Origin of the sequence: Planktotalea sp. (assembly GCF_049680325.1) — a bacterium.
Taxonomy (GTDB): domain Bacteria; phylum Pseudomonadota; class Alphaproteobacteria; order Rhodobacterales; family Rhodobacteraceae; genus Planktotalea.
This window is the reverse complement of the sequence record NZ_JBAUHO010000255.1, coordinates 1-6,287: the sequence shown is the minus strand read 5'-3', so window position 1 is coordinate 6,287 and position 6,287 is coordinate 1. Positions and strand designations below refer to the sequence as shown.

General features: G+C 55.8%; 6 protein-coding genes. 4 read left to right on the top strand and 2 right to left on the bottom strand.

The features are described 5' to 3' along the window. A partial coding sequence (locus WBC85_RS11585; RefSeq protein ID WP_424437053.1) for a hypothetical protein occupies positions 1-932 on the bottom strand: 932 nt, incomplete at its 3' end. 285 nt (positions 933-1,217) lie between these two features. Here WBC85_RS11585 and WBC85_RS11580 point away from each other — a divergent pair. From WBC85_RS11580 to WBC85_RS11565, 4 genes are all read left to right on the top strand, one after another. Beyond that, positions 1,218-1,703 (top strand): (2Fe-2S)-binding protein, encoded by a 486-nt coding sequence (locus tag WBC85_RS11580; protein ID WP_424437050.1) that lies wholly within the window; start codon positions 1,218-1,220, stop codon positions 1,701-1,703. Between the two features lie 87 nt (positions 1,704-1,790). After that, on the top strand, positions 1,791-4,154 hold the full coding sequence (locus WBC85_RS11575) for a xanthine dehydrogenase family protein molybdopterin-binding subunit (RefSeq protein WP_424437047.1): 2,364 nt from the start codon (positions 1,791-1,793) through the stop codon (positions 4,152-4,154). Between the two features lie 95 nt (positions 4,155-4,249). Continuing rightward, positions 4,250-5,038: an FAD binding domain-containing protein gene (locus tag WBC85_RS11570; protein WP_424437044.1), complete on the top strand. Its 789-nt coding sequence runs from the start codon at positions 4,250-4,252 to the stop codon at positions 5,036-5,038. A gap of 133 nt (positions 5,039-5,171) precedes the next feature. Then, a complete protein-coding gene (locus WBC85_RS11565; protein ID WP_424437041.1) occupies positions 5,172-5,357 on the top strand; it encodes a CTP synthetase in 186 nt (61 codons plus the stop codon). Between the two features lie 71 nt (positions 5,358-5,428). On the opposite strand, the gene WBC85_RS11560 is transcribed toward WBC85_RS11565, so the two are convergent. Then, on the bottom strand, positions 5,429-6,196 hold the full coding sequence (locus WBC85_RS11560; protein ID WP_424437038.1) for an alpha/beta fold hydrolase: 768 nt from the start codon (positions 6,194-6,196) through the stop codon (positions 5,429-5,431). Between the last annotated feature and the right edge of the window lie 91 nt (positions 6,197-6,287).

Below are 6,287 nucleotides of genomic sequence, written 5' to 3'. Positions count from 1 at the left end.
CCACCAAAGGGCGTCACGTTAATATTGCCCAAACGATATTGATTGCGAATGTTGAGGCCTGCCATTGTGCGCCGTGCCTCAAAACTTGCAGCGCCCACATCATAGGATGCCTTGCCGTAAGTCAGATAGCCATCAAGCACGTAATTGCCGCCCAGAGAGGCCGCAAAATAGGGGCCGATCGCATAGGATGTTGCGTCGGAATTGACTACGCCAACGGCGCCATCCAATCGGTTCGCAGAGATGATCGCGCCTGCTACCACAGAGCCGAAGTTGCGATCAAAGCCAAACGTCAATTCGCCGCCTTGTCCGTCCAAGGTTCCCGTAAAGCGGCGCGCAGTTGCGTTGGCCCAGATATTCCAATCATCACCAAGCGAACCACCGCCGCGCGTAGACGCCGTAACGCCAAGCCCGCCAGATGTCCCTTGAAGACGCGCTACAGCGACGGATGAAACAGCCGTTCCGACGGCGCTGCTTTGGGCATTGGCTGAGGCTTGCGATGTTTTGCCAGCGATGACGCCAAAGTTAGGCCCTGCAAGCGCTGTTGTTGTACCTGCACCCGCTGAGCAACTTAGCGTGAACGTACTGCCGACGTTGTTGAAGGCCTCAAGCTGATGAACATCATCGCTTTGCGCCGTATACATAATATCCGCGCAAGCAGCAGAGCCGGGAAAATCGGCGCAATTTAGTTTGTTGCCACCAGCGGAATCGTTGAACTCCGCTCCAAGCGTGGCGGAAGATGTCATCAAGGTCAGCGTCTCGCCCGACGCGAGATCGATCATGATGTCCGCGTTGCCTGCTGGGCCTGCGCTAAAAACAACGCCGTCAACGCTGGCGCAGGTATAGGTCACAGCGATGGCAGGGGAGGCAAGCAACATCGCACTTAGGGCGAATGTGTTAAAAATGACGGATTGCACGCGATGGTTTTGTGGCATGGTAAATCCTGAAAAGAAAAATCGAAAAGTGAAAAGTTGAATCGCTGAGCTTGCGATCCGGGTCTGTCAATGGGGATGCTGTTCCCGGGGTTGTATGGAACATTTTCAATTCAAGGGGTTGTTGGGAATCATTTCCCGTTGCACGCTGATCTCTGAAGGGCGCTAAGCCCTGATTTGCATCGCTGCACCATTTGAAAACAAAGATTAGGCACATGCGGGCAAAGGCATTTATCAGTGCGCCACGTTTCTTACTCGGAGCGCATTTTCGCTTTTTGGGAGGACTGAATGACAAAAATAACTATGACCGTGAACGGTAAATCCGCTTCGGGCGAAGTCGAAGGGCGCACTTTGCTGTCCTCGTTTCTGCGAGAGGATTTGAACCTGACGGGAACACATGTGGGCTGTGATACCAGCCAATGCGGTGCCTGCGTTGTGCATGTAAACGGCGTGGCTGTAAAAAGCTGTACCATGCTCGCGGCAGAGGCTGATGGCGCAGAGGTTGCCACGATTGAGGGGCAAGCGGCACCCGATGGGACGCTTAACAAAATCCAGCAAGCGTTTCAGGACCACCACGGGCTTCAGTGCGGTTTTTGCACGCCGGGCATGGTGATGAGCGCGGCAGCCCTGCTCAAAGAAAACCCCAAGCCAACCGAGGCCGAAGTGCGCCATTACCTTGAGGGTAATATTTGCCGCTGCACAGGCTACCACAACATTGTGAAAGCCATTTTGGCAGCCTCTGGTCAGGAGATTCCCGCGATCGCGGCAGAATGATGTGGCGCGGTGCGTAAGATCACGCACCCTACGGTGACGAATGTAAGGTGAGTGCTTTGCACGCACCGACCTTTGGGAGGAATAACAATGCCAAAAGATGGCGGAATAGGTGCCAGCACAAAGCGGCGCGAAGACGTTCGGTTTCTAACGGGAAACGGAAAATATACAGATGACATCAATGTGCGCGGACAGGCCTATGTGCATTTTCTGCGCTCTGATGTGGCCCACGCGAAAATCAAAGGGATCAACACCAGCGCCGCTGAGGCTATGCCTGGTGTCGTGAAGATTTTCACAGGCGCGGATTTTGAAGGTGTTGGCGGCATCCCTTGCGGCTGGCTGGTCACGGACCGCCACGGCGAGCCGATGCAGGAACCTGCACACCCTGTTTTGGCGCAAGGCAAAGTGCGTCACGTTGGTGATCCGATTGCCGCGGTCGTTGCCGAAAGCCTTGCCGAAGCACGCGATGCTGCCGAAGCGATCGAGCTTGATCTCGAAGAACTTCCGGCGGTCGTGAACATGAAGGCGGCGCTGGCAGATGGCGCAACCAAGGTGCACGACGATTTGAACAACAACCTTTGCTACGACTGGGGTTTTGTTGAGGAAAACAAAGGCGCTGTTGACGCCGCTATCAAAGGCGCGGCGCATGTGACGACGCTGGAGCTGGTCAACAACCGCCTTGTTGCGAACCCTATGGAGCCGCGCGTTGCCGTGGGCGATTATGATCGCTCGGACGAGCAACACACGCTTTATACCACCTCGCAAAACCCGCATGTGATCCGCCTTTTGATGGGTGCGTTTGTGCTGGGCATTCCAGAGCACAAACTGCGCGTTGTGGCACCTGATGTGGGCGGTGGTTTTGGCACCAAGATTTTCCACTACGCGGAAGAGGCGTTCTGCACCTTCGCGGCTAAGGCGTGCAACCGCCCTGTAAAATGGACCGCGTCACGTTCCGAGGCATTCATGTCGGACGCGCACGGCCGTGATCACGTGACCAAGATCGAACTGGCGCTCGATAAGGATAACAACTTTGTCGCCGTGCGTACGGAAACGTTGGCCAATATGGGCGCGTATCTCAGCACATTTGCCTCTTCGGTTCCCACGTGGCTGCATGGCACTTTGATGGCGGGTAACTACAAAACGCCCAACATCTATGTGAACGTCAAAGCGGTCTTTACCAACACGGTTCCCGTGGATGCCTATCGCGGCGCGGGTCGCCCCGAAGCGACGTTCCAGCTGGAGCGCGTCATCGATAAAGCGGCGCGCGAGCTTGGCGTTGATCCGATTGCGCTGCGCCGTCAGAACTATATCACCGAATTCCCCTATGCGACGCCTGTTGCGGTGGAATATGACACAGGTGATTACAACGCGACGATGGACAAGTTGGAAGAGATTGCCGACATCGCCGGCTTTGCGGCGCGCCGCAAAGAAAGTGAAGCGCGAGGGATGATGCGCGGTTTGGGCATCAACAACTATATCGAGGCGTGTGGCATTGCGCCGTCCAATCTGGTCGGTCAACTCGGTGCGCGCGCAGGTCTTTATGATGCTGCGACAGTTCGGGTGAATGCGACGGGTTCGATCAGCGTTATGGTCGGGGCGCATAGCCACGGTCAGGGTCACGAGACGGCCTTTCCGCAGGTGGTCGCCGAAATGATCGGCATTGATGCGAGCCAGATTGATATTGTGCATGGCGACACGTCCAAAGTGCCGTTTGGCATGGGGACATATGGCTCGCGTTCTCTTGCGGTTTGCGGATCAGCGATGGTGCGCGCGACGGAAAAGATCATCAACAAAGCCAAGAAAATCGCAGCGCATTTGATGGAAGCAGCCGAAGCCGACATCGAACTCAAGGACGGCAACTTTTCGGTTGCGGGCACGGATAAATCCGTGGCCTGGGGCGATGTGACTTTGGCGGCCTATGTGCCGCATAATTATCCGCTTGAAGACATCGAGCCGGGTTTGGAAGAGACGGCGTTCTATGATCCCGCGAACTTTACCTATCCTGCGGGGGCCTATTGCTGCGAGGTGGAAGTTGATCCGGACACGGGCAAGGTCACTATCGAGCGCTTTGCCGCAGCGGATGATTTCGGCAATGTGATTAACCCGATGATTGTCTCCGGTCAGGTTCACGGCGGTATTGCGCAGGGTATCGGACAAGCGTTGATGGAGAACTGTGTCTATGACGACGAGGGTCAACTCTTGAGCGCCTCTTACATGGATTACACCATGCCGCGCGCGGACGATTTGCCGTTCTACACGGTGGATCATTCCTGCCAGACGCCTTGCACGCACAATCCTTTGGGCGTGAAAGGCTGCGGTGAGGCGGGTGCGATCGGCTCGCCGCCCTCTGTTATCAACGCGGTGATTGATGCTTTGAATTCGGGCGGACATGACGTTGCTCATATCGATATGCCAGCAACGCCCGCGCGTGTTTGGGCGGCGATGCAGGGCTGATTTGAAAGGTAGGACCGGGGGCCAGCCCCCGGACCCCCGAGGTATTTATGGACCAAAGAAGGGGAGACCCGAAGGGTTCAGGAAGGAAAGACAAGATGTATAATTTCGAGTTCGAGAAACCAAGCACGCTTGCAGATGCAGTTGCTGCAATGGCGGGTGATGAGGCGCAGGCGCTGGGCGGTGGGCAAACCTTGATCCCGACGTTGAAGCAGCGCTTGGCAAGTCCCGCTGTTCTGGTCAGCCTGACGGGCATTGCAGAGATGCAGGGTGTTTCAGCGGGTGCAGATGGCGGCGTTGTGATTGGTGGCGGAACAACACATGCGAGCGTCGCGGCGGGTGCGTCTGCCTATCCTGCGCTTGCGGCACTGGCGGGCCAGATCGGTGATCCTGCCGTGCGCGCGCGCGGTACGATTGGCGGATCTCTTGCGAACAATGATCCGTCGGCATGTTATCCTGCTGCGGCACTTGGATCGGGGGCATTGATTGTCACCAACGCGCGAGAGATTGCGGCGGATGACTATTTTGAGGGCATGTTTGCCACGGCCTTGGATGAAGGGGAGATCATCACCGAAGTGCGTTTCCCGGTTCCGGAAAAGGCGCACTACGAAAAATTCGTACAGCCAGCATCGCGTTTTGCATTGGTTGGTGTTTTCGTAGCGAAATATGCAGATGGCGTGCGCGTCGCGGTAACGGGTGCGTCTGAAGAAGGGGTGTTCCGTTGGAGCGAGGCGGAAGCCGCGCTAAGCGCGAACTTCAGTGCTGGTGCGCTTGATGGCTTGAGTGTTCCTGCCGATGGGATGATCGGTGATCTACACGGCTCAAAAGAGTATCGCGCGCATCTGGTGAATGTGATTACCAAGCGCGCTGTGACGGCTGCCGCATAAAGAGATATTTCGCGTAGAAATCTGCGCGAAATCAACAAAATGAACGCGCGTATCTGACACGGATCAAGGTACGCGCGTTTTTTATGGGCTAGATGAGTGTCCAAGAGTTCAGATCAACTATCAGGAGGCTCTGATGACACGTCTTGCTGGAATGCTTTTTTCACTTATCGCGACAACACTTGCGGGTAGCTTTATAGTTGCTGCCTTGACCATGGGCTATGACACGCTTCAGCCCCTATTGATTGCCGCTGCGATTGGCGGTCTTGTCGCCCTTCCTGTTACATATTTTGTTGCCAAAGCGATCGTTGACAACAACTAAGGGTCCCCGTTTCGACGGGTCAGCAGCGAGTTGCGCGCTTGGGAGTGAAGCTTGCGCCTCGCTGCTGTGCATCAGGACGTTTTGTAATCCAGAAAGGCACGTAAAGAGGCCTCGAATGCGCGCGGTTGTTCGGCATGTAGCCAATGACCGGCGTCCTGAATCTTTGCGAATTTTGCATTGCTGAAATAGGTTTTGATCGCAGTACGGTGCTCTGGCAGAACGTAATGCGAATTGGCACCAGACAGGAAAAGCGTGAGGCCATCATATCGCCCCTGTAGATCAGGGAAACCGAGGATCTTATCCATGTCACGCTCTAACGCATCCAGATTATAGAGCCAGCGTTTTTCTTTTATATCAAGGGATTGGGTGAAGAACGACTGGAGCGTTTTGTCCTCAACCGTGCGCGCAAGCTGCGCTACTGCATCGGCGCGGCGGTTCACCTGGCTTAGATCGACACCGCGCATGGCATCAATGAAATGTTGCTGTTGATGCTCATAGCTTACGGGGGCGATGTCAGCGACAAGGAGGCGCGCCACGCGTTCTGGTTCGGTGATGGCGAGGGTCATTCCTGCCTTGCCCCCCATGGAATGCCCCAAAAGATCAACGCTGCCCCCATGGGCACGGATCACTTCGGACAGATCGCTCGCCATATCAAGATAGCTGTGTGTGTCGGCCCGGAAACTACCACCGTGGTTGCGCATATCAGGCGCGATAACACGGCGGGTTTCGGACATGCGTTTCGCAATCACATTCCAGTTGCGTGCAGAGCCGAACAGGCCGTGCACGATCATCAAAGGCGGGCGCGTGGTATCCGTGCCGAAGGTCAATGTATGAAGCATGCATCAGCCATTAACGCGAATTAATAGGGCGTGCTAGTCTTGCCTGCTTGAGGCTGCTTTAGTGCGGCGCTAGGATCACGCGGGCTAGGGG

What these genes read in the sequence shown, in the direction of transcription:
- WBC85_RS11580 (WP_424437050.1), top strand. Translation starts at nt 1,218, where the DNA reads ATGACAAAAATAACTATGACCGTGAACGGTAAATCCGCTTCGGGCGAA.
- WBC85_RS11575 (WP_424437047.1), top strand. Translation starts at nt 1,791, where the DNA reads ATGCCAAAAGATGGCGGAATAGGTGCCAGCACAAAGCGGCGCGAAGAC.
- WBC85_RS11570 (WP_424437044.1), top strand. Translation starts at nt 4,250, where the DNA reads ATGTATAATTTCGAGTTCGAGAAACCAAGCACGCTTGCAGATGCAGTT.
- WBC85_RS11565 (WP_424437041.1), top strand. Translation starts at nt 5,172, where the DNA reads ATGACACGTCTTGCTGGAATGCTTTTTTCACTTATCGCGACAACACTT.
- WBC85_RS11560 (WP_424437038.1), bottom strand. Translation starts at nt 6,196, where the DNA reads ATGCTTCATACATTGACCTTCGGCACGGATACCACGCGCCCGCCTTTG.